The sequence below is a fragment of the Oxynema mangrovii CENA135 genome (assembly GCF_016632315.1).
Classification (GTDB): domain Bacteria; phylum Cyanobacteriota; class Cyanobacteriia; order Cyanobacteriales; family Laspinemataceae; genus Oxynema; species Oxynema aestuarii.
The window spans coordinates 685,611-707,111 of record NZ_JAEOXH010000001.1; the positions used below are offsets into that span (position 1 = coordinate 685,611).

Annotated in this window: 16 protein-coding genes; 8 read left to right on the forward strand and 8 right to left on the reverse strand. The window is 50.0% G+C overall.

Features of this window, described 5'->3' with window-relative positions; translation table 11 throughout:
- Positions 1–10 precede the first annotated feature (10 nt).
- The 5 genes from JJD41_RS02700 to JJD41_RS02720 all read right to left on the reverse strand — a co-directional run bounded on the left by JJD41_RS02700 (position 11) and on the right by JJD41_RS02720 (position 6,135).
- On the reverse strand, positions 11–928 hold the full coding sequence (locus tag JJD41_RS02700) for a hypothetical protein (protein ID WP_200664601.1): 918 nt from the start codon (positions 926–928) through the stop codon (positions 11–13).
- 233 nt (positions 929–1,161) lie between these two features.
- Complete coding sequence (locus tag JJD41_RS02705) at positions 1,162–2,700, reverse strand: mercuric reductase (protein WP_200664602.1); 1,539 nt, start codon at positions 2,698–2,700, stop codon at positions 1,162–1,164.
- 43 nt (positions 2,701–2,743) lie between these two features.
- Positions 2,744–3,487, reverse strand: a complete 744-nt coding sequence (locus JJD41_RS02710) for a TVP38/TMEM64 family protein (protein ID WP_200664603.1) — start codon at positions 3,485–3,487, stop codon at positions 2,744–2,746.
- Between the two features lie 161 nt (positions 3,488–3,648).
- The gene (locus tag JJD41_RS02715) at positions 3,649–5,664 is read right to left on the reverse strand and encodes an amylo-alpha-1,6-glucosidase (protein WP_200667027.1); all 2,016 of its coding nucleotides are present in this window, start codon (positions 5,662–5,664) and stop codon (positions 3,649–3,651) included.
- 264 nt (positions 5,665–5,928) lie between these two features.
- A complete protein-coding gene (locus JJD41_RS02720) occupies positions 5,929–6,135 on the reverse strand; it encodes a hypothetical protein (protein ID WP_200664604.1) in 207 nt (68 codons plus the stop codon).
- A 454-nt stretch (positions 6,136–6,589) separates the two neighbouring features.
- On the opposite strand from JJD41_RS02720, the gene JJD41_RS02725 reads away from it, so the two are divergent.
- Entirely contained in the window at positions 6,590–7,201 is a 612-nt protein-coding gene (locus tag JJD41_RS02725) for a cysteine dioxygenase family protein (protein ID WP_200664605.1), read from the forward strand.
- A gap of 1 nt (position 7,202) precedes the next feature.
- Here JJD41_RS02725 and JJD41_RS02730 read toward each other — a convergent pair whose 3' ends face one another.
- A complete protein-coding gene (locus JJD41_RS02730; RefSeq protein ID WP_200667029.1) occupies positions 7,203–7,658 on the reverse strand; it encodes an ABA4-like family protein in 456 nt (151 codons plus the stop codon).
- 1,069 nt (positions 7,659–8,727) lie between these two features.
- Here JJD41_RS02730 and JJD41_RS02735 point away from each other — a divergent pair.
- Both JJD41_RS02735 and JJD41_RS02740 read left to right on the forward strand, forming a co-directional pair.
- Positions 8,728–9,327: an SH3 domain-containing protein gene (locus JJD41_RS02735; RefSeq protein ID WP_200664606.1), complete on the forward strand. Its 600-nt coding sequence runs from the start codon at positions 8,728–8,730 to the stop codon at positions 9,325–9,327.
- Positions 9,328–9,555: 228 nt separating this feature from the next.
- Positions 9,556–9,747 (forward strand): hypothetical protein, encoded by a 192-nt coding sequence (locus tag JJD41_RS02740; RefSeq protein ID WP_200664607.1) that lies wholly within the window; start codon positions 9,556–9,558, stop codon positions 9,745–9,747.
- A 367-nt stretch (positions 9,748–10,114) separates the two neighbouring features.
- On the opposite strand, the gene JJD41_RS02745 is transcribed toward JJD41_RS02740, so the two are convergent.
- Entirely contained in the window at positions 10,115–12,319 is a 2,205-nt protein-coding gene (locus JJD41_RS02745) for an EAL domain-containing response regulator (RefSeq protein ID WP_200664608.1), read from the reverse strand.
- 504 nt (positions 12,320–12,823) lie between these two features.
- Positions 12,824–16,906: an ATP-binding protein gene (locus tag JJD41_RS02750; RefSeq protein ID WP_234488477.1), complete on the reverse strand. Its 4,083-nt coding sequence runs from the start codon at positions 16,904–16,906 to the stop codon at positions 12,824–12,826.
- Positions 16,907–17,083: 177 nt separating this feature from the next.
- On the opposite strand from JJD41_RS02750, the gene JJD41_RS02755 reads away from it, so the two are divergent.
- The 5 genes from JJD41_RS02755 to JJD41_RS02775 all read left to right on the forward strand — a co-directional run bounded on the left by JJD41_RS02755 (position 17,084) and on the right by JJD41_RS02775 (position 21,222).
- A complete protein-coding gene (locus tag JJD41_RS02755) occupies positions 17,084–18,292 on the forward strand; it encodes a Coenzyme F420 hydrogenase/dehydrogenase, beta subunit C-terminal domain (RefSeq protein WP_200664609.1) in 1,209 nt (402 codons plus the stop codon).
- A 102-nt stretch (positions 18,293–18,394) separates the two neighbouring features.
- Positions 18,395–18,883: an ATP-dependent zinc protease family protein gene (locus JJD41_RS02760; RefSeq protein WP_200664610.1), complete on the forward strand. Its 489-nt coding sequence runs from the start codon at positions 18,395–18,397 to the stop codon at positions 18,881–18,883.
- Positions 18,880–19,785 carry a 30S ribosomal protein S6--L-glutamate ligase gene (rimK, locus tag JJD41_RS02765; RefSeq protein ID WP_168568535.1) on the forward strand — a complete coding sequence of 302 codons (906 nt, stop codon included), beginning with the start codon at positions 18,880–18,882 and terminating at the stop codon, positions 19,783–19,785. Before JJD41_RS02760 ends, rimK begins: the two co-directional genes overlap by 4 nt.
- A gap of 75 nt (positions 19,786–19,860) precedes the next feature.
- Entirely contained in the window at positions 19,861–20,841 is a 981-nt protein-coding gene (locus tag JJD41_RS02770; RefSeq protein ID WP_200664611.1) for a succinylglutamate desuccinylase/aspartoacylase family protein, read from the forward strand.
- A 204-nt stretch (positions 20,842–21,045) separates the two neighbouring features.
- Positions 21,046–21,222, forward strand: a complete 177-nt coding sequence (locus tag JJD41_RS02775) for a hypothetical protein (RefSeq protein WP_168568537.1) — start codon at positions 21,046–21,048, stop codon at positions 21,220–21,222.
- Positions 21,223–21,501 lie beyond the last annotated feature (279 nt).

A 21,501-nucleotide genomic window follows, 5' to 3' on the forward strand; every position in this document is an offset into this window, starting at 1 on the left:
AAGATCGGCTTCACCAAGACCAAAACACTGCCGATCCTTGGTTTTCATCGTCGGTACCAAAAATGACGCCTCCCGCTTCCCCGGGAACCAACTCGATCGCCTCGATTTTGCGATCGCCGAACCGCCACAAGGGTACTAAGCTGCTATTGGAACGAAAATCGAAACCTCCCTCATTGTTACCCTCGAAGACTCCCGCTACGTAAACCGCCGACGCAAACGGACCGTCATCGCCGTAATCTACCGCCGCACTGACCCATAAAACTCCGGCGCCGTCGATTTTGAGGTCGGAAATCGATCGCCCGTTCTCCGGAAATGGGACGCGAAACGATACCGTACCCGTCGGCGCGATCGCGTTCGTCACCGGATCGAACGTTCCCCAATAAATCCCACCGGGTTCGCTACCACTACCGCGATCGCCCCAGACCGCCAGTAACTGCCCCTCGACTTCGGCGATCGCAAACCCTTCGATATTCAGACTTCGGCTCACATTCGGTAACTCGAAGACCTCGGCGAGGGACAGCTCACCCGTGGTCCCGTCCCACTCGAAACGGAAGACCTCTCCTTGACTGCTACAAGCGATGAACGTTCCGGGAGTTCCGGGAAGAGCGGTGAGGGCTTCGAGATCGACCGGATATTGAGTCGGCGAGGGCCAGGCGATCGTCCGATAGTCTACCGACCGATCCGCCGAGATCGAAACTAATCCAATAAAGGGCAGATCGGGGAATTTATTATCGTGAACGATCAGGAAACACGCATCGCCAGCACTACACCCCGAATCTCCACCCGGCGCATTCACCCGCGCTATCCCGCTAATTCCATATTCAATCCCATCGCGAACCGGATACCAGGAGGAAACAGCAGGTTTTTCGATCGCCATACAACTGGTTAGAGTCACCAGAAGACCGATTAAAATCTTGAATTTAGGCATTTTTAAGCGATTGCAGCAGGTTTTCTCGCCTCAATCTCAACTTCGCCAATGGTAGGGGCGATCGATTTGAACTTAGTGGAGATCGCCACCGCGATCGCGGTGGTTATCCGGTTCGAGTGCTGGAGGCTTCTTCGTTATTATATGAGGTCAACCAAAAAGCGAGACCACTTTTAATGATTTCGGCGATCGACCCCACCGATCGCGCAGCGACTCCATTTGAGATTAGCCGATCTTTACCCCCGTTGCCACGCCAACCAACGCTCGAATAACGTTTTGACGAAGGGCGTTAAGCGGGTACGGTTATAAGCATCTGCTGCTTTTTTAATCGCTTCTGCTTGGGTCGGATAGGGGTGAATGACATTGGCGATCGCCCCCAAACCAATCCCGTTAACCATTGCCACAGTAATTTCACTAATCAAATCTCCCGCATGACGGGCGACCACCGTCGCGCCGACCATTTTATCCGTTCCTTTGTTGACGTGAATTTTCACAAACCCTTGGGTTTCTCCATCGGCGATCGCCCGGTCTACCGAACTCATCGGCACCATAAACGTATCGAGATCGATCCCTTTTGCTCTTGCTTCTTGTTCGTACAATCCCACGTGGGCGATCTCGGGATCGGTATAGGTAGACCAAGGCATGGTTAGATCGCTCAAGCGGGATTTACCGAGGCCAAAAACCGAAAATAAACTATTTTTAATCACGATTCTCGCCGCCGCATCTGCCGCATGAGTAAATTTCCACTTCATGCAGACATCTCCCGCCGCATAAATATTCGGATTCGAGGTTTGTAAATAGTCATTGACTTCGACGCCTTGGCGGCGATCGTAGTTGACGCCGACCGCTTCTAAATTTAAGCTTTCTACATTCGGCTGTCTGCCCGTCGCCACTAAAATTTCATCGACGGCGATCGCCTGAGTTTGACCGTTACTTTCATAAGATAAAGTTTTTCCCGCTTCCGTAGTTTCCACTCTTTGCAATTTCGCATTTAAAACCAGTTGAATCCCTTCATCCATAAATTGCTGTTGGACGATCGCCGCCGCATCCGCATCTTCGCGATCGAGCAAATGAGCGTTTTTATGAAACAAAATCACTTCCGATCCGAGGCGATCGAACGCTTGCGCCAACTCACACCCAATCGGACCGCCGCCGATGACGGCGAACCGACGCGGACGTTCGGTTAACGAAAACACGGTTTCGTTGGTCAAATATCCTGCCTCGACCAACCCCGGAATCTCCGGAATCGCCGCCCGGGCCCCCGTGGCGATGACTGCTTTTTTAAACCGTAACTGCTTCCCGGCGACGGCGATCATATTCCCGCCGACAAAAGACCCGGCCCCTAAAAAGACATCCACCCCTAGATTTTGGAAGCGTCGGGCCGAATCGTGATGGCTGATTCCCGCCCGAATTTCGCGCATTCGCCCCATCACCGCCGCAAAATCGATCTCCGGATCCCTGGGAACCCCGATCCCGAAGTCGCTGGCGTGACGGAAATCCCCAACCAGCCGCGACGAGGCGATAATCGCTTTCGACGGGACGCAACCGACGTTGAGACAGTCGCCACCCATTAAGTGTTTTTCGATTAACGCCACTTTGGCGCCGAGTCCCGCCGCCCCCGCCGCCGTCACTAATCCGGCAGTCCCGGCGCCGATGACTACGAGATTGTATATCGGTTCCGGTTCCGGATTGACCCAATCCGACGGGTGAACGTGAGCTAATAAGGTTTGATTGTGCGTATCCCAGGGAATCAGTTGGAGGCGATCGTCTGCCATAATTGCTACTTTTGAATAAAAAACTGATTTAAATACTCCGGATTTAGTCGCCAGAAATTTCGCTATTGAGCGCTTTACTGGCAACTCTCGTCACGTAAATCGTCCCAAAAATGGTGACGATCGCCCCGACAATTTTAAACGCCGTTTCTGCCCCGGTACTATTTTGAGCGTCGGTTCCGATCGTCGCCAATCGGGCTAAGGAACCGATATAAACGTACATAATCGTACCGGGCAGCATTCCCAAACAACCGATAACATAATCGCGCAAGGAAACCCGTGTCACGCCAAAGGCATAGTTTAAAAGATTAAAAGGAAAAAAGGGCGACAGTCGAGTTAAAACCACAATTTTTAATCCTTCCCTCGCTACGGCATCGTCAACGGCTTTGAATTTTTGATTGCCTTCAATTTGGCTTTCAACCCAACTGCGTGCTAGGTAGCGACCGATTAAAAAGGCCAATGTTGCCCCTACGGTGGCCGCGACGAATACGTACAGGGAACCAAAGCCGACTCCAAAAATAACTCCCGCGCCAAGGGTGAGGAGAGAACCGGGAATAAAGAGAACGGTGGCGAGAATATAGATCGCCATAAAAATCGCAATTCCGAGGATTCCTAAGTCTTGAATCCACTGGAGGGCATCGCGCAAATAGGTTTGAATTCCTAAATATTTGCCTGTAACGACAAGAGCGGCAATTAGGGCAAATATTAGAATAATTTTGCCATTTTTTTTAAGTTTTGAAGTTGCGCTTTTTTCTTGATTAACCTGTTGTTTGTTAGACGGTTGAGTCATTATCCCCCCTTGGCTTGTTTTAAAGATAAGTAGCCGTTCAAAAATCCTTCCCACGGATGAGGGATTTTAGATCTTGGATTTTAGATATTAGATGTAAAAGGTAACCCTTTTTTCTATTGTTTATTTTCTCACTCTCGTTACTGATTTTTCTATGCTTTGTCTTACTTGCCGACTTTCAAGAATGCCGCTACTCGCAGCACTTCTGCGACCGTCCAGGCTTGGGCGATCGCCCCTTGCGGTCGGAAGGGAGGGTCGCCGTCGAAAATCTCGCTGAGACTGCCGACTCCGGCTTCGATGAGGCTGTCGGCGATCGGGTCGAGGAAGCTTAAGGCGCGATCGCGATCGCCGTATACTTTGAAATCGGCTAAAATATAATGCCCCAACAACCATCCCCACACCGTCCCCTGATGGTAAGCTCCATCGCGCTGGAGGACGTCGCCGCCGTAATGACCGACGTAATCGCGATGGTGGGGGCTGAGACTGCGTAAGCCGTAGGACGACAGGAGCGATCGCCCGCACACCTCCACCACGGCGCGCTGTTGGGGCGCACTCAAGGGGCTGTAAGGTAGAGAAACGGCGAAAATTTGGTTGGGACGCAAAGAACAATCGCGACCTTCGGGGGTATCGATGACATCGTCGCAATATCCGGCAGATTCGTTCCAAAATCGCTCGAAACCGACGATCGCCGCTTGCGCCATCTGCCGATAGAGATCGGTTCGTTTCCCTAATTTTTTGCCGAACCTAACCATCGACTGCAAAGCGTTGTACCACAAGGCATTCACTTCGATCGGTTTGCCGATTCGCGGGGTCACGACCCAGTCGCCGACTTTGGCATCCATCCAGGTCAACTGCACCCCCGGTTCCCCCGCATATAACAGACCATCCGCCGGATCGACGTGGATGTTATAACGAGTGCCTTTTGCGTGCCACTCGACGATTTCGACCAGCAAGGGCCACAACTGTTTGAGGAATTTTTTATCTTTTGTAGCTTCGTAATAGGCGCGAACGGCTTCGACGTACCAGAGGGTCGCATCGACGGTGTTGTAATCGGGGGTTTCGCCTGCGTCGGGAAAGCGGTTGGGAATCATGCCGCGATCGCAGTAACGGGCGAAGGTTTGCAAAATCGTGCGCGTCAGCTTGGGTCGTCCGGTACAGAGGGTCAATCCACTCAGGGCGATCGCCAGATCCCGGCCCCAGTCGCCAAACCAATGATATCCGGCCACGATCGTTTTGCCGTCGGGATTTTCCGGCGAGGGACGGTTGACGACGAACCGATCGGCGGCGAGGACGAGGCAATCGACCCATTGCGGGGCTTTACGGTGTAAGGCATACAGTTTTTTGCCCTTTTTCTTGAGTCCTTTCGCTTTTTTTGCCAATTTCAACAACTGGCGATCGCCTTTTCGATGCACTTCCAGGGCCTGGGTTCCGTCGAGAATCGGTTGGCTGTGGGTCGTGACGACGAGGGTGAGGGAGTCGCCGGGATGCAGTTCGCGCTTGAAGGTGACTACATGCAAGGCATCTTCGGCGCGATCGAGGCCGCGATCGCCCTCGACGGCGAGATCGAGTCCGTAATGCCAATCGTGGGCCGGAGTCACCTCGCATCCCGGGGCGAGGAGATAGTAGGGAATCGCGGTGGTAAAGGCGGTGACGCCAACGCCGTTATCGATGAGATCGACGCGCATCTGACGATCGCCGCCTCGGGTGGAATCGTGGCGATCGCGGTAAGTCCCCAATCCCTTACAACTCAAGGTCACGGGTAAACTGGCGCGGCGCAATTGATAGCGAATGTAGGTGGTATTTTCGCCGCGATGCATCCAAATGCGCTTTTCTAATAAAGCATCGGCAAAGGCATAATGCCAGACCGGAATGCTGCCGTCTAAATAAAACCGTTCGATCCACGGATAAACGTCCGGTTCGACGGTTCCATCGAGCCAGCGATTGACAAATAATGGATAAAATCGGCGATCGTATTGCGCCGTCGTGTCCAGTTTCGACACCAGTAAGGTATGTCCTAACGGCGGTTGCAGGGCCGCTAGCAGCAACCCGTGATAGCGTCGGGTTTGCATCCCGGAAACCGTTCCCGAGGCAAAGCTTCCCGTTCCGTTGGTCACCAGCCATTCGCGATCGTTCGCTAATGCTGGATGGCTACAAATTTCTCGTCCAAATTGAATAGTCACGATCGCGATCGCTCGTCTTCTCGGCATGGCGATCGATTGGAGTCGGCGATCGGGCGATCGTTTCCAATCTTTCACCCATTGCAAAATATAGCAGTTCCTCAACCTTTCTATGAAATGCCCTCAAATCGGGCATCTCATCCCCAGAACCTCGTCAAAATTGGGAAAAACGGCTGAGAATGGCGGTCGATGCACCCTGAAATCAACAAGATCGCATAAAAACGGCGCGATCGATCGGCGATCGGCTTGGGGCATTATTAATCGGCTTTATTCGCTTTTCCCGGCGCAAGGATTCGCCTCGGTTTTCCCGGCGCAAGGATTCGCCTCGGTTTTGCCAGCGCAAGGGTTGGCTTCCACTTCCGCCCCCGTGTCAGGGCTAGTCGTTTTCCCGGCACAAGGATTTTGGCAACCCATCACCAAACCCAAACTTAAAAATGATGCGGCGGCCAGGGTGGAAAACAAGTTCACTCGCATGGTTTTTATCCTCTACATTTAGTTAAAACGAACTCTATAAAACTCAATCCCCAAACGGATTGGGGTCGAATTTGATTCATGATAACTGTTATTTCAGCACAAAAAAATGAGTTTTTGCTGAGAAATTGCCTCGTAGGCGATCGCCCCTGCCAATCCTTCACGAAAAATTAATCGCAAACTCAGGAGTTATTCATTTTTTAGGGGAGTATTTTTCCCTAATATTGACAGGAGAAGATCGCTCATCTGGCAGAATAAAATAGTGAAGGATAGAAAGTTCTGTACTCCTCTAAAAAACCCCGGAAACGGTGAATCCGCCGACGCACCAGCGTCCGCGCCCGTCGTCACCTTCACCCGATCGGGTTGTCAATTTCTCGACACCGAAGGGCGATCGGATGTAAAAATATTACTCTACCGATCTACGGTATTTTAAACCGTCCAAATTACTAACAAGAGAATGGAAACCACAGATTGGTTGGTGACGGAGGCGGGGGATTGTTTGCCTTGCGAGGCGCCGGAAGACGATGACTTTCCGGCGCAACCCTATCGCCTCTATCGGTTTTTAACGGAAGTTGAAGATATCCTTAACGAGCATCAAGACGATCGCGCGCGCTTGAGCGCGATTCGTCCCCTGGTTCGGCGTTTATTGGTCAGTTCCGACTGGTTACAAGGGGAATATCGAGATCCGGATCCGAAAACCGGGTGGTCCGTGGTCATGCTTTACGACGAGCCGGATTTTCCCCTGACGGTGCAGATGGTGGCGTGGTCGCCGGGTTGCGTGTCGCCGATTCACAATCACGGGACGTGGGGGGTGGTGGCAATTGTCGGCGGGGAAGAAAAAAATACATTGTGGCGGCGATCGCCGACCTCACAACATCCCGATCGCCTCGAACGGGCAGGCGATCGCACCTTCGTTCCCGGCGAAATTATCAGTTTCCTCCCCGATGCCATTCACTGCGTCGAACCCCTCGGCGACGAACCGACGATTACCTTTAATTTATACGGTAAAACCGACTTCGATCGCCGTTTCGAGTTCGACGCGATCGCCCACACTGCCCGCAAGTTCTAGCCTAAGCTTCCGTGGCCGGACTGTCCCCCTCCGACGGCGAGAACAACTGTTCCGTCGCCCAAGTTGTAATGATGTGAGACAACACCCCGAGCGGTCCGGCAAATAAACATAAGGCCACCGAATGCCTCACAAACCGTCCGGTTCGCTGTCCTTCCCAATAGACCCAGCGACCGACAAACAAATCCATCACCACGAAATGCACCCATCCCGTAGCGGCGGCCCCTTCTTCCCCGAAAAAGCGGGCAATATCGGCTAAGGTTGGATTCGCCAAAGCCGCCGCCGATTCGGCGTTCAATTCTCCGGTGAGTAGGTACAAGTAAAGCCCCCCCAACGGCAAAAAGAACCAGTAAGACGCCATCACCTTGCGGGTGACATCCCAGTTGGGAACTAACAGCATCAAAATCCAAAATGGCAATACGAAAACATTGGCTAGGGTAAATAACAGTTCTAATGACATGGCGATTTTGCCCCAATGGTTTGAAGGTGACATCAACCGATCTCAGTTACAGACCTATCTGACCGTAACGGTTGAAATCTTCAAAAGCTTAACAAACATTGCCGAAATGAGGAATCTCAACCGCCCCGATCTCGTCATTTTAATCGGACGGTTAAGCTTAAAATCTAACTAATCGATCGTTGAATCTCGAACAAGTATATTTGTTGAACTGAAACTAATAATTTTTCCGACATCTGAGAGACTGTTCATAACATAAATATTAAGAACCCTGTTTGATGCTCCGGGGTTTCTATTGTGCCCTGTAGGGGTTTGGTTACCAAACCCCTACTTCTCTAGGCTTTGGTAACCAAACCCCTACAAGATTTTTTGGATTTTTTGTACAATAAGATTCAAATTAGTGAGGTAGATAGATCAAAATAGATCCAGTCAAAAAAATTATCACATCTTTGCGACAAGCACTATAAACAGTCTTTGAGATCTTTTTTTAATCGATCGAACAGTTTTTTCTTGACTGAGCGATCGCCTCTTAGATACATTGAGTCCTTGTCCGGGATTCAATAGCTCATATACTTAACTCACAAAATCCAAGAGAATTACACAATTGCAGCATATAACCAGAATTGGTGACGTTTCCGGCGTCCAGCGCGATCGCCTCCAGCAATTCAGGCGTTTATAATCAAAAAGACCGATATTGTTGCTCGAATCATTAGGAGATTTTCCATGAGCGGACACGATTTATTGATGCTCGTCCTCTTACTCTCACCCGGTTTGCTGTTGTCGGCAGTGATTATGGGAACCTTTGCCTTCGGTGGTTGAGGTCCCTCGGATCGATCGCCACTCTTGAAAATCCGTGGGGGGGTAGGCATTTTGCCCCCCTATTTTTATGCAATCTCGTCTAATCGAGCAGAAAATAGAACCGCATAAATCTGTCTAAAGATAGAGCGCTGAAAGTTAACCTCATTCTTGAGATAGTTTCAAACGCCTTTCATTCTTGTTTAGTCTGGAGATAGCACGAAAACTTAGGTGATACAACCGTGCTATTTTTTGAAACAATCCAGAGTGAATAAAAATGAAACTAAATTTTAAAAAAATCTCTCGCTTGACGGTCGTTACTGGTTTTTGTGCATTATTTACCGGATTTACACCGATTTCCCTGGCGGCGACTGGGCAGCGATCGCCTCAAATGCACTCCCCTCTCAGTAGCAATAACACGATCGCCGATGCGACGAATGCCTGCCGACGGGCGATCGTCCCTGACGGCTTGAACGTCCGCCAAAAACCTTGGGGAGACAGTCCGTTAATCGGCGAAATTCCTTTCGGAGAAACCCTATCAATTGACAACCTCGGCGATAGTGGTTGGGTGGCGATTTCCTCACCTTATGAAGGCTACGTGCGCGCGCTCAATATCGGTTACTGCGATCGCGCCGTCAGTCCACCCCTCCAAGAATGTCGGGAAATCGGGGATCCTCAAGGATTGACCGTTCGTGCTCGACCCCGCAGCGATAGCGCGACCGTCGCGCAGTTGACCCACCGCGAACAAGTGGCGATCGAAAATCTCGGAGATAACGGTTGGGTTCCGATCTATTCGCCGTTTTCCGGCTATGTGAGAGCCAATGGTTTAGAAGATTGCACCGATTCCATCCTTAGCGAAGAAATCGAAGATGAATAAGAACGGTCTGGGATAACCGTCGAGATTAAACTATCCACTTGAACAATTTTTGTAACCGATTGAGCGAGTAAATTCTCAACTCCATGACAGCCTGTTTCCGCGATCGAAACTTTAAAGTCAGCGCGATCGAGATGAAGAGTTAATGAAGAAAGGGTTTGCTCTCTTTTTTTTTTGAGGATTTGCAGATAGGTTGGAAAGGTTTCAGGGTGTTACTTTATGGATGTTCTAATGCCTGTGATTACTCCATCAATTGCCGAAGACTCGAACAAACCTCTCGCAGTTCTAAGCGGGGATCGAGTTTACGTCGTTTATCCGACAGGGGAAGTCGAAACTATTTGCGGCGATCGCGAATCCTTTCCCGCTCAGATTAAAGCCGTTCTCAAAACTTGTCTGGTTTGGGGCGATTTAGCCACCATCTAGATCGGTCAAAAGATTGCAAGTTTGGGCATTCCTCTTAAGTTGAATAATATAGCAATCCTGAAATTGAAACGTTTTCGGGTTATCCCTTATCACTCTTCTGCGATCGCTCGTCAGTTCATTGATACGACCTCCAGCGAGCGTCAGAGGTTTAGTCCCATTTGCATTTACTGTTTACTCGTCCTCACTCATCTCTGTTTGTTCGACCAGTCCATAGGATTGCTATATTTTTCTCTGTTTTTTGATAAAATTTTCTCAAAAAGTTAATATTTACATTCTTTTTAAACAACACTTTTGGATTTCATTTCACCTTTAAAGTAGGGGCGATCGCCGATCCAGCATGACTGAATCATAAGATAGGCGATCGCCCTTACCAGCGTCGTTGTTCCTCTAAAAAATAAGTCGCCTTTTTCCGTTCGAGGGGTTTAGAAAATAAATAGCCTTGAGCGTATTGGCATTCTAGAGCGCGCAGTCCGGCCAATTGTTCCGGGGTTTCCACCCCTTCCGCCACCACTTCCATCCCTAAATTATGGGCGAGAGCGATACAAGTTCGGACAATTTCCAAACTTTCGCTATCTTTACTCATATTACCAACAAAAGATTTATCAATTTTAAGTAAATCGATGGGTAACCGTTGCAATCGGCTTAAGGAAGAATAACCCGTTCCGAAATCATCGATACATAATTGGATTTCTCGCTCTTTTAATTGTAATAAGATTTCCGTAGCCGATTCGGCGGCAGTCATGATTGAAGTTTCGGTAATTTCTAACTTAAGATCGCGTCCCTTGACTCCAGTTTCTTTTAAAATATGGTCGATTTGATCCAGCAGACCCGCATGGTCGAACTGTACCCCGGCAATATTAACGCTCATACTTAATTTAGGGGGGTTGATGTCAAAAGCAAACTCAAAACTAGAACCATTTCGATCGTTATTAGCAAAATATCGATCGAGTTTTGCTTGCCATTTTGAAAGTTGACGACAGGCTTCGTCAAGAACCCACGCACCCATCGGAACGATCAAACCCGTTCCCTCGGCAACTGACAAAAATTCACCGGGAGAAATCAAGCCGCGATCGCGATGTTGCCAGCGTACTAAAGCTTCAAAACCTGCTAATTCTCCCGTCATTAAGTTAATAATCGGTTGGTAGTAAACCCGTAACTCTTGACGTTCTAAAGCTCGACGTAAATCGGTTTCGATTTGTAACATGGCGAGGGCGCCTGTATGCATTGCCGATTCAAAAATCGTCGTTCTCGCTCCCCCCATTGCTTTCGCGTGATACATGGCCGTATCGGCAGCTCTGAGGAAATCTTCCGGTTGTTCGAGGCGAGTGCTACAGTGAAACAGATTAGAAGAAGAACCATTATTATCGGCATAAGATTGCTTCTTTTTCGAGGAGCAACTAGTACCGATCGCGATGCCAATACTGGCAGTGGTAAACATTTCGTGATTGTTAATATTAAAGGGTAAAGTCAACTCTTTATGAATGCGATTGGCGATATGAGTGGCATCGGAAACATCCTGAATATCTTCGAGTAAAATCGCAAATTCATCGGTTCCGACCCGAGCGATCGTATCCGTCGGACCGAGGCAAGTTCCGAGACGGCGAGCGGTAGCGGTCAAGAGTTGATCGCCAACTAAATGCCCGAAACTATATTTAATAATTTGGAAGCGATCGAGATCGACAAAAAGAACGCCAAATAAATAAGAACTTCGCCGCTTTGCATGTCGAAGCGATCGCCCCAAACAATTGAGAAACCAGGCGCGATTCGGCAATCCCGTGAGCGGATCGTAAAACGCATGATAGAGCAGTTGATCCTCGGCTTTTTTGCGCTCGGTAATGTCATGTAAAACGGATAAATGGAGGCCGGGAATAAAATTTGCCGTAGCGGAATATTCGACATCTCGCATCGTTCCATCCGGACGTAACAAGCGCAGTTCCCCCGTTGCTTTACCGCGATCGCGAAACGTTTGTAATGCCTCGGCTAAATCGCAAGTCGAATCGATAAAATCGACAATGGCGCGATCGATGAGTTCGTCTTGAGACAAACCAAATAAAGTACAAGTTGCGGGGTTGACGGCAACATATTTTCCTTCGTCGTTAAAAATGACCATTGCATCTAAAGCACAGTCAAAAACCGCCCGCAATTGTCTTTCACTCGCACGACGGGCTACTTCTGAAATGGCACGCGATCGCCGCGCGGCAGCTTCTTGTAATTGTCTTTCGATCGCCGGAATTAAGCGCGTCAATTGCTCTTGAAGGATGTAATCGTGCGCACCCATTTGTAACAGAGCGATCGCTTTTGACTCGTTATCTTGTGGTACGATCGCGATCGTCGGCAAGTCCATTCCCCTTTCGGCGATCGTTTCGAGAACCCGTTTGATACAGAGATGAGTCAACTCGGAATTAACTAATACTAAATCCCAAACTTGATATTCTAGCGATGTTTTAATATCTTCTAAAGTATCGACTCTTTGCGTAGTGATTTCGTAGGGACTGCGATCGAGTTGTTCGAGTAATGCTCCCGCATTGTTTTCCGATTCTTCGACAATCAAAATTTTGAGGCAAGACTTCATCGGTATGCACCTCCATTCTATCCACTTTAGGCCAGTCGTATTGTGTGAGTGTCAGCGCTTTACAGATACAAAACATTTTAAGAGTCAGACAATTGAGTCGGTCTCTCTTGTCGATCGGGTTTCTTAGACGGAGAAGGTACGCCTAGTTAACGGGTCACCCTCGTAAACACGAGAATTTAGCCCGTCGTTTTGTCCCTGATGCCATCGAGAACGGCGATATATTCTAATTTTCTTATGTTACCCCAAGCCGCTACTCGATTCACTCCAGGGCGTCAATTGAGGAAAAAACGGCGATCGCCTTTAATGAGTCACCTGTAACGATCGAACTCCAAAACATCTCGTCGATGGCTTGCTCGAACTCAAAATACATTGCTAAGGCAGTCGAAAATGCATTAGAAAATACATTTACAAATACATTATTACCCCAAATTTTCAAACGATTGAGTTTTCCTTTCTTATACCTTTGATTGTATTATGTCGATTCCATGGTGGCGATCGCCTGTTTCAAATTCCCTCTTTTCGAGCGCGATAGACCGCTTCCAACCAATTTGCAATTTCCGGCGGAGTTGTTGTCAGGCGAATGTAAAAATGTGGCGGGCGATCGCCCCGTTCCTCCCGGCGCACGACCTTCGCATAAATATCCTCGTCCGCAGTTCCTTCTACCACTCCAATAAGATTAATTTTCAGATTCGTTAATGCCGTAGGTAAAGCATCTTCATCCAGGGAATCACATTCAATTGCAACCCCTTTTTCCGATAAAGAAACTGCACGACCGGGCCATCGTTCCCGATCCACATGTTTGCCGTCTAACTTCATATATTCTAAGAAAATCGGGCGATCGAGCGGCACAAAAACTTCCGTTTCTCGGGATAAAAATAAATTGTATTGACCGCCAATCCCGCGCACGTCGTAAATGGCGATTGCCTGCTTAACTCCCTTCGGTTCGACCTCGCGTTTCCCATTAATCGCGACCAGTTCGCGACCCACTTCATTAAGGGTCGATTCCGAAATTAAAATCTGTCCTCCAGTCGTATAAGATTCGATGCGATAAGTCAAATTCACTTGAGAACCGACAACCCCATATTTCGTGCGTTGTTCCGACCCGATATTCCCGACGACAACTTCTCCAGTATTAATCCCGATTCCCATTTCTAAAGGTCGGTAACCCCGTTGTTTTAAATGTTCGTTAATTTCCTCCATTGCTAATTGCATGGCAACCGCACAGGCGATCGCCCGTTTCGCATCGTCGTGGCGAGTTTTTGGCGCTCCAAATAACACCAAAATGCCATCTCCCATAAACTCGTCAATCGTCCCCCGATATTCCGAAATAATATCGGCCATATACTGGAAATAAAAATTCAAAATATCGATCACTTCCTCCGGGGGTAATCGTTCGGAAGTTGCCGTAAATCCGCGCAAATCCGAGGTTAAAATTGTCAATTTTCGTCGTTCTCCCCCCAAGCATAAACCCCGCTCGGTTTCCAATAAGTTTGAGGCGACTTCTTCCGTAACGTAACGCCCAAATGTTTTCCTGATTTTAGCCTTTTCATTTTTTAATTGTTTGATTCTTAAATGCGTTTGAATTCGAGCCATTAGCTCTTCTTTTGCAAAAGGTTTTCCTAAATAGTCATTAGCGCCAACTTCCAAACCAAACACCAGATCGGACACGCTATTTTTAGCAGTCAGCATCATAATAGGTAACTCGTCAATTGCCCAAGTTTCCCTTAACTTTCGGGTCACTTCATATCCGGTCATGTGGGGCATCATCACATCGAGTAAAATCAGATCTGGCTTAAATCCGTTTTCTACGATCGCCAGCGCATCTAATCCATTCGTTGCTTGGGCGACATGATAATTTTTGTGTAAAGAAAGATGATTTCTTAGCACCTGCAAATTAACAGGTTCGTCGTCCACAATTAAAATCTGAAAGATTTCGGTATTTTCAACGATCGCCGCTCGCGTTGATTCGGCAACTTTGACCGGGCGATCGCGATTATCTTTCCCTCGAACGACCGATGGCTTTTCCATCTCTAAATCTAATGATTTAGGGGCGATCGACGATGAATTTATCGGAATAATTGGCACGATTTCACATTCAACAGTCGGCAAAGTAAAACTAAACGAAGAACCGACCCCAACTTGCGATTCTACACTAATTTTACCGCCGTGCAGCTCCACTAATTTCTGGGTAATAGCCAAGCCCAAACCCGTACCGCCATACTGGCGCGAGGTCGAGCCATCTACTTGTTCAAAAGATTCAAAAATATGCTCTAATTTATCTTGAGGAATGCCGATTCCCGTATCGGAAACTGTAATTTTTAATACCGATAAAGACGAAGAAACAGAGTGACGATCTCGGCGATCCTCCACGAGTTCGGCGCGGATCTCAATGCGTCCGGATTCGGTAAATTTAATTGCATTCCCGATTAAATTGTAAAAAATTTGTTGCAGGCGATTTTCGTCGGCCATGACCGGAGGTAAGCTCGGATCGATCGCATTGATCAACTGCAGATCTTTTTGTTTAATCAACGTTTTACTAAAAATAATTGCCACTTCCACCACTTCCCGAACGCCGACCGCCTTCAATTGGAGTTCGAGGCTTTGATGTCTGAGTTTGGAGAAATCGAGAATATCGTTAACCAAAGTCAACAGTCGATAACTGCTCTGAACGATTAGGGATAAATTTTGAATTTGTAATTCCGTAAGAGATCCGATCGCGCCGTCGATCGCCGATTCTGCAATGCCGATAATTCCGTGCAATGGCGTTCTCAATTCATGAGAAGTATTGGCGAGAAATTCATTTTTGAGGCGGTCGAGTTTTTCCAGCTTCTCATTTTTCTGTTTTAACTGTTCGGTAAACGATTGGCGTTCGAGTTCGACTTGCTTGCGTTGGCTGATATCCTCAAAAGCGGCGATCGCGAACGTCACTCGACCGTTATCGTCATAAATCGGCGTCGCTAAAATCTCGCAGGGAATCGCCTGATTTCCGGTTCTAATTTCGATATTTTCCACCCGAACGCTGCGCCCTTTACACGCCCTTAAGGTCGGCAAGCCTTTCGTGGGATAGATGCGATCGGTTCCGGCAATATAAAGGTGGTAAAAGCTGGCAAACTCTTCGAGAGTGACCTCGGGATCGATCGCCCGTCCCAACAGGTGTTCTAACTTACGATTGAAATAACAAATTTTGCCGCCCGCTTCGTAAACTAAAACCCCAATCGGCAATCCTTCAAGAAAGTCATTTAAACGCTTTTCACTTTCCGCCAACTGCACGTTTAACTGTTGCATTTGCTCGTTATTTTTAGCCAAGCTTGCAAACGAATCTTGGAGGCGATCGGCCATACCATTAAAAGCGCGGGCGAGTTGTCCGACTTCATCAAACCCTCGCGGTTCGACCCGGCGATCCCAATGACCCCCAGAAAAGATCCGGGCCGCATCATTCAAGCGTTCGATGGGGATGGCAATCCAGCGAGCAGTCACTAGACCGAAAACCACGGCAAACAGGAGCGCAAAGAGGGAATAACGGACCGTGGCGCGGGTATTAGCGCGAATTTGGGCTAAAAAATCATTTTCCGGAATGACGGCGACGAGCCACCATTGCAGGCCGTAAGGATCGCGGTAGGGGACGACTTGGACGAAGTGACGATCGCCCGCAAAGCGAAACTCGAATTGTTCCGTAGTGGAGATGGCATCCAAATCCTCGAATTGACGGCTTAAAAACTCCGCCGTGGCACGGGTGAGGCGATCGCCGCTTTCTCGGGCCAAAATCGGGACGCGCTGTTGTTGTTGACCGTCGTCAAATTTAAACGGGCGTTCGCGGGTAGACGTAGTGACTAACGTCCCCTGGCGGTCGAGAACGAACAGTTGACCGGAATAGGCAATCCGAAAACTGCGTAAAAATTGAGCGATCTGGCTCAGATCCAAATCGACGGCGAAGACGCCTTTAAAATTCCCTTCGCGGTCGTAAAATGGAGCCGAGGCCGTAATTCCCAACGTCGGTAAATTGGCAAAGGAATAGATCTCACTCCAGATCGGACGATCGCCCGGGACGGCGTTTTGATACCAAGGACGGGTGCGCGGGTCGTAGAAAGGCTGTGTTTCGAGCTGTTCGACCCGATCGCCCGCCGCGTTCAAGCGGTAAAACGCCCGTTGTGGATAATCTTCAGTGATTTTGGTAACTAACGTGCCGTCCGCACGGCGATCGATCCCCACCAGTTGGCCTCGATCCCTGCCGAGGTAAATACTGCTGGCGGTGGGGAACCGTTGCATTTGCTGCCAAAAATAGCGCTCGGCGAGATCCGGTTGACTGAAGTCGAACGGTCCGAGGCGCGCCGCATCGACGTTGAGTTGCAAGATGAGGGGCGGTTTTTCCAGATAGCGATCGAGCCGTTCGCGCAGGTAGTTGGTGGCGGTCGTTTGCAACTGGGCCGCGCGATCGCTCACGAACCGTTCCCCTTGTTTGTAAGATAAATAAGCGGTTAAACCGACTGCCGCGCTAATTTGTAAGGCAAACGAACCAATCAGAATCAGTCGCAAGCTGGCTTTCGAGGAGAATTTAGCGACGAAATCCGGGAACATGGAGAGAGACATAAAAGACGTGGCGATCGAACCCATCGCGGCTGCTTGTTGTCACCCCTTACTGTACTTCACTTTTTTTGAGACCCTCGACCGCGAGTCGGGGCGATCGATTGCCTCCCGAGATCTCATCAGATCTCAATAGCAATGCGGTATCTTGTTAAAAGTCCGTGCATATAAAAAATTTTATCAATGACCTCCGTAACTCCCGACGTCCCCAAACATCAGAAAGCCAAAGCCCTCAAACCGGGAAGCCGCCGTCCGGCGAAAGAACTGTGTAGTGAATGCGGGCTGTGCGATACCTACTACATTCACTACGTCAAAGAAGCTTGTGCTTTTCTCAACCAACAAATCGCCGAACTCGAAGCAATGGCACACGGTCGAAGTCGGGATCTCGACAACGAGGACGAGTGGTATTTCGGCGTCAGTCAAGACATGATGGCGGCGCGGCGCATCGAACCGATTCCCGGCGCCCAGTGGACCGGAATCGTCAGCACGATCGCCTGCGAAATGCTCGAACGCGGGTTAGTCGAGGGAGTCGTCTGCGTCCAAAATAGCCCGGACGATCGCTTTCAACCGATGCCCGTCATCGCCCGTACCCCGGAAGAAGTCCTCGCGGCGCGGGTCAACAAACCGACCCTCTCGCCGAATTTGTCGATTCTCGAACAAGTGGAACGATCGGGAATGAAGCGGTTACTCGCGATCGGCGTCGGCTGTCAAATCCAAGCCCTCAGAGCGGTTCAAGCCGAATTGGGACTCGAAAAACTCTACGTCTTAGGCACCCCCTGCGTGGATAACGTCACCCGGGAAGGGTTGCAGAAGTTTTTAGAAACCACCAGTCAATCCCCGGACACCGTGGTGCATTACGAATTCATGCAAGACTTTCGGGTTCACTTCAAGCATGAAGACGGTTCGATCGAAAAAGTCCCCTTTTTCGGCTTGAATACCAAGAAACTCAAAGACGTGTTCGCGCCGTCGTGTTTGAGTTGTTTCGATTATGTCAACTCCTTAGCCGATTTAGTCGTCGGTTACATGGGGGCGCCCTTTGGCTGGCAGTGGATCGTCGTTCGCAACGACACCGGACGAGAAATGCTCGATCTCGTCCGTCCGTTGTTGGAGACCCAGGGGGTCAGTTCCAGTGGCGATCGCCGTCAAGCCGTCCAACAAAGTATTCCCGCTTACGAAAAAGGCGTCACCCTGCCGATGTGGGCGGCAAAATTAATGGGAGTGGTCATCGAACGCATCGGGCCGAAAGGATTGGAATACGCCCGTTTTTCGATCGACTCCCATTTCACCCGCAATTATTTGTACGTCCGACGCACCCATCCGGAAAAACTAGACGACCACGTTCCGGAATTTGCCAAGCGCATTGTCGGTCAATATCAGTTACCGGACTCTTAATAGCGCCGCATCGCGCCAGTTCGATCGCCCAGCACCCCCAGGGGGACAAGCGCTACTGGGTCGCGTGTACGCGACCCATCCGTATTTTTTGGATTCAACGCAATGAGTGTAAAATCTTCTCAACCTCTGCCAGCGATCGGATGGCGGGAGTGGATCGCCCTGCCGGAGTTAGGCATTACCCAAGTTAAAGCTAAAATCGATACCGGAGCGCGTTCTTCGGCGATTCATGCCTTTGATATCGAGCCGTTCCAAGATCGGGATCGACACATGGTCCGCTTCAAGATCCACCCTTTGCAGCGCGACACCCATCAAACGGTCAGCGCCGAAGCTCAATTGCTCGATCGCCGCCACGTCCGCAACTCTGGAGGTCATAGCGAGTTAAGATTGGCGATCTTGACCGCCGTCGAAATCCAGCAGCAGCGATGGGCGATCGAATTGACCCTGACCAATCGAGATGTCATGGGATTTCGCATGTTGCTCGGTCGTCAAGCCCTGCGCGGGCGATTTGTGGTCGATCCGGGGCGGTCTTTTTTACTCAGTTCTCGGCCCGCTCGCAAAAAAAGAACATCCAAGGGAATCATAGACCAATGAAGATCGCGATTTTGTCGCAAAAACCCTCTTTATATTCCACCCGACGATTAAAAGAGGCTGGAGAGGAGCGCGGCCACGAAATGAAGATCGTCGATTATCTTCGCTGTTACATGAATATCACCTCTCATCGGCCTTCGGTGATGTATCAGGGGAAACTTTTAGAGAATTTCGATGCCATCATTCCCCGCATTGCCGCCTCGAAAACCTTTTACGGTACGGCGGTGGTCCGTCAATTCGAGATGATGGGGGTGTTCTCGGCGAACGAATCCCAGGCGATTTCGCGATCGCGCGACAAACTGCGCTGTCTGCAACTGCTCGCCCGCGAAGGGATCGGACTGCCCGTGACCGGATTTGCCAATTCGACCAAAGATATTGAAGGCTTGATCGGAATTGTCAACGGGGCGCCGTTGGTGATTAAATTGCTCGAAGGTACTCAGGGCATCGGCGTCGTCTTAGCTGAAACCACCCAGGCGGCGACGTCGGTGATCGAGGCGTTTCGCGGTTTGGATGCGAATATTTTAGTGCAGGAATTTATTAAAGAGGCGAAAGGGGCGGATATTCGCTGTTTTGTCGTCGGCGATCGCGTGGTCGCTTCGATGAAGCGTCAGGGCGCCCCCGGCGAGTTTCGCTCCAATCTCCATCGCGGCGGGACGGCAGAAAAAATCAAACTGACCCCGGAGGAGCGATCGACCGCCGTGCGTGCGGCGAAAACCATGGGCTTGAAAGTCTCCGGCGTCGATATCCTGCGCTCCAATCACGGCCCGGTGGTCATGGAGGTCAATTCTTCCCCGGGACTCGAAGGGATCGAAGCGGCGACCGGAGCCGATATTGCGGGTAAAATTATCGAATTTATCGAAAAAAATGCGGCCAAAGGCAAGACCCGCGATCGCATTCAGTATTAAATCCACCCCCTCCCGATTCCTCATGCCCCCTCAAGCGCCGATCGCAAGCGCCCTGCGATCTCTGCCCTCTCTCTCATGAACGACGATCGCCCCCTCGAAATTGCCGGGGAAACCGTTCTCCCCGGTCAGCGCAAACGCATTAATATTCCCGTCGCCATCCTCCCGACCCAAACCGAGCTTTCCCTGCCGATTTGCGCGATTAAAGGCACCTCCCCCGGTCCTTGTATCTGGCTGAGTGCGGCGATTCACGGCGACGAACTCAACGGGGTCGAAATTATTCGCCAAGTCCTCGAAGCCCTCGACCCGCGCCATCTCCACGGAACGGCGATCGCCGTTCCGATTGTCAACGTTTTCGGATTTATCGAACAATCTCGCTATCTCCCGGACCGCCGAGATTTGAATCGCTCGTTTCCCGGTTCGCCGCGCGGATCCCTCGCCTCCCGTCTGGCGAATCTGTTTCTTCGCGAAGTGGTCAATCGCTGCACCCACGGGATCGATTTACATACCGCCTCCAACCACCGCACCAATTTGCCCCAAATTCGCGCCAATTTACAAGATCCCGAAACCGCACGCTGCGCCCGGGCTTTCGGGGCGCCCCTGACCATTCACGCCACGACCCGCGACGGTTCGTTACGCGAAGCCGCCAGTCGTCGCCAGATCCCGGTGTTACTTTACGAAGCGGGGGAGGCGTTGCGCTTCGATGCGGAGGCGATTCGCATCGGCGTCGAAGGGGTTTTGCGAGTGATGGCGGTCTTGGGAATGCACTCGCTCTCGGTTCCATCTCCTACGAATCGTTCGGTTAAGGTTCATAAAACTCAATGGGTGCGATCGCCGCGCAGTGGAATTTTACATCTCAAGGTGGAGTTGGGAACGGCGGTTTATAAAAAACAATGGCTCGGTACGATCTCCGATGCGTTTGGCGAAAATGATGTCAAATTGCAAGCTCCCTGCGATGGAATCGTCATCGGTCACACCCAAAATCCTCTCGTCAATCAAGGGGATGGCATCCTCAATTTGGCGGTAGTCGATCCCGATCTCGTTGATTTTCAATGGTAAGAAACGCGACAACAACCAGCAAAATCGGCGACGATCGCGCGATCGTCTGCCCTTCTTGACTTTTTGTTACATAAGTTAATTTTTTTTAGTTAAAAAATTGAAATTCATCAAACGAGATCGGTTACGATCGTAGTGGTTTGCTTTGATAAAAACAGAATTAACAGCTTCATAGTATTTATCTGTAAAATTTTCGGGATCGGCACGATGAGCATCCAAAGAGGGAATTTTCTGATTTCGGGAGATGGCCGTTACTACCGGGTCGTCGAATGTACGAAAGACGCGATTTCGTTGATGCGGGTTAACGGTTACACCCTATTTTCTTGCCGTCCGAACTTTGTGGAAGTGTCTTTTCGTTTAGTGGAAGCTTCGGAGGTCGCTTGAGCGATCGCCGCAAAAGTTCGGAGATCGCAATCTAGACGGGCGGTAGAAGTGCGCTCTGGTGCGATCGTCGTCGCGATCGCTCGCCACGGAAGTTTCATCGGATTTTAATGAGAGGGTCGTAGAGTCGATCGCCGCACTAAGAGCTACAATCGGCATCGAGCAGCGATCCCGCGCCGGACCGAGCGGATCGAAAGGTCGGCTCAACTCGGCGGGTCGGTTTTGAAAGATTTAAAAATTTGCCCAAGATAGGAGGCGATCGCCGTTCTCGATCGCCCAATT

Bases quoted from the DNA above. Each gene is read 5' to 3' on its own strand.
- JJD41_RS02700 (WP_200664601.1), bottom strand. From the start codon at position 928: ATGCCTAAATTCAAGATTTTAATCGGTCTTCTGGTGACTCTAACCAGT.
- JJD41_RS02705 (WP_200664602.1), bottom strand. From the start codon at position 2,700: ATGGCAGACGATCGCCTCCAACTGATTCCCTGGGATACGCACAATCAA.
- JJD41_RS02770 (WP_200664611.1), top strand. From the start codon at position 19,861: ATGAACGACGATCGCCCCCTCGAAATTGCCGGGGAAACCGTTCTCCCC.
- JJD41_RS02730 (WP_200667029.1), bottom strand. From the start codon at position 7,658: ATGTCATTAGAACTGTTATTTACCCTAGCCAATGTTTTCGTATTGCCA.
- JJD41_RS02750 (WP_234488477.1), bottom strand. From the start codon at position 16,906: ATGTCTCTCTCCATGTTCCCGGATTTCGTCGCTAAATTCTCCTCGAAA.
- JJD41_RS02775 (WP_168568537.1), top strand. From the start codon at position 21,046: ATGAGCATCCAAAGAGGGAATTTTCTGATTTCGGGAGATGGCCGTTAC.
- JJD41_RS02745 (WP_200664608.1), bottom strand. From the start codon at position 12,319: ATGAAGTCTTGCCTCAAAATTTTGATTGTCGAAGAATCGGAAAACAAT.
- JJD41_RS02710 (WP_200664603.1), bottom strand. From the start codon at position 3,487: ATGACTCAACCGTCTAACAAACAACAGGTTAATCAAGAAAAAAGCGCA.
- JJD41_RS02725 (WP_200664605.1), top strand. From the start codon at position 6,590: ATGGAAACCACAGATTGGTTGGTGACGGAGGCGGGGGATTGTTTGCCT.
- rimK (WP_168568535.1), top strand. From the start codon at position 18,880: ATGAAGATCGCGATTTTGTCGCAAAAACCCTCTTTATATTCCACCCGA.
- JJD41_RS02755 (WP_200664609.1), top strand. From the start codon at position 17,084: ATGACCTCCGTAACTCCCGACGTCCCCAAACATCAGAAAGCCAAAGCC.
- JJD41_RS02720 (WP_200664604.1), bottom strand. From the start codon at position 6,135: ATGCGAGTGAACTTGTTTTCCACCCTGGCCGCCGCATCATTTTTAAGT.
- JJD41_RS02740 (WP_200664607.1), top strand. From the start codon at position 9,556: ATGCCTGTGATTACTCCATCAATTGCCGAAGACTCGAACAAACCTCTC.
- JJD41_RS02735 (WP_200664606.1), top strand. From the start codon at position 8,728: ATGAAACTAAATTTTAAAAAAATCTCTCGCTTGACGGTCGTTACTGGT.
- JJD41_RS02760 (WP_200664610.1), top strand. From the start codon at position 18,395: ATGAGTGTAAAATCTTCTCAACCTCTGCCAGCGATCGGATGGCGGGAG.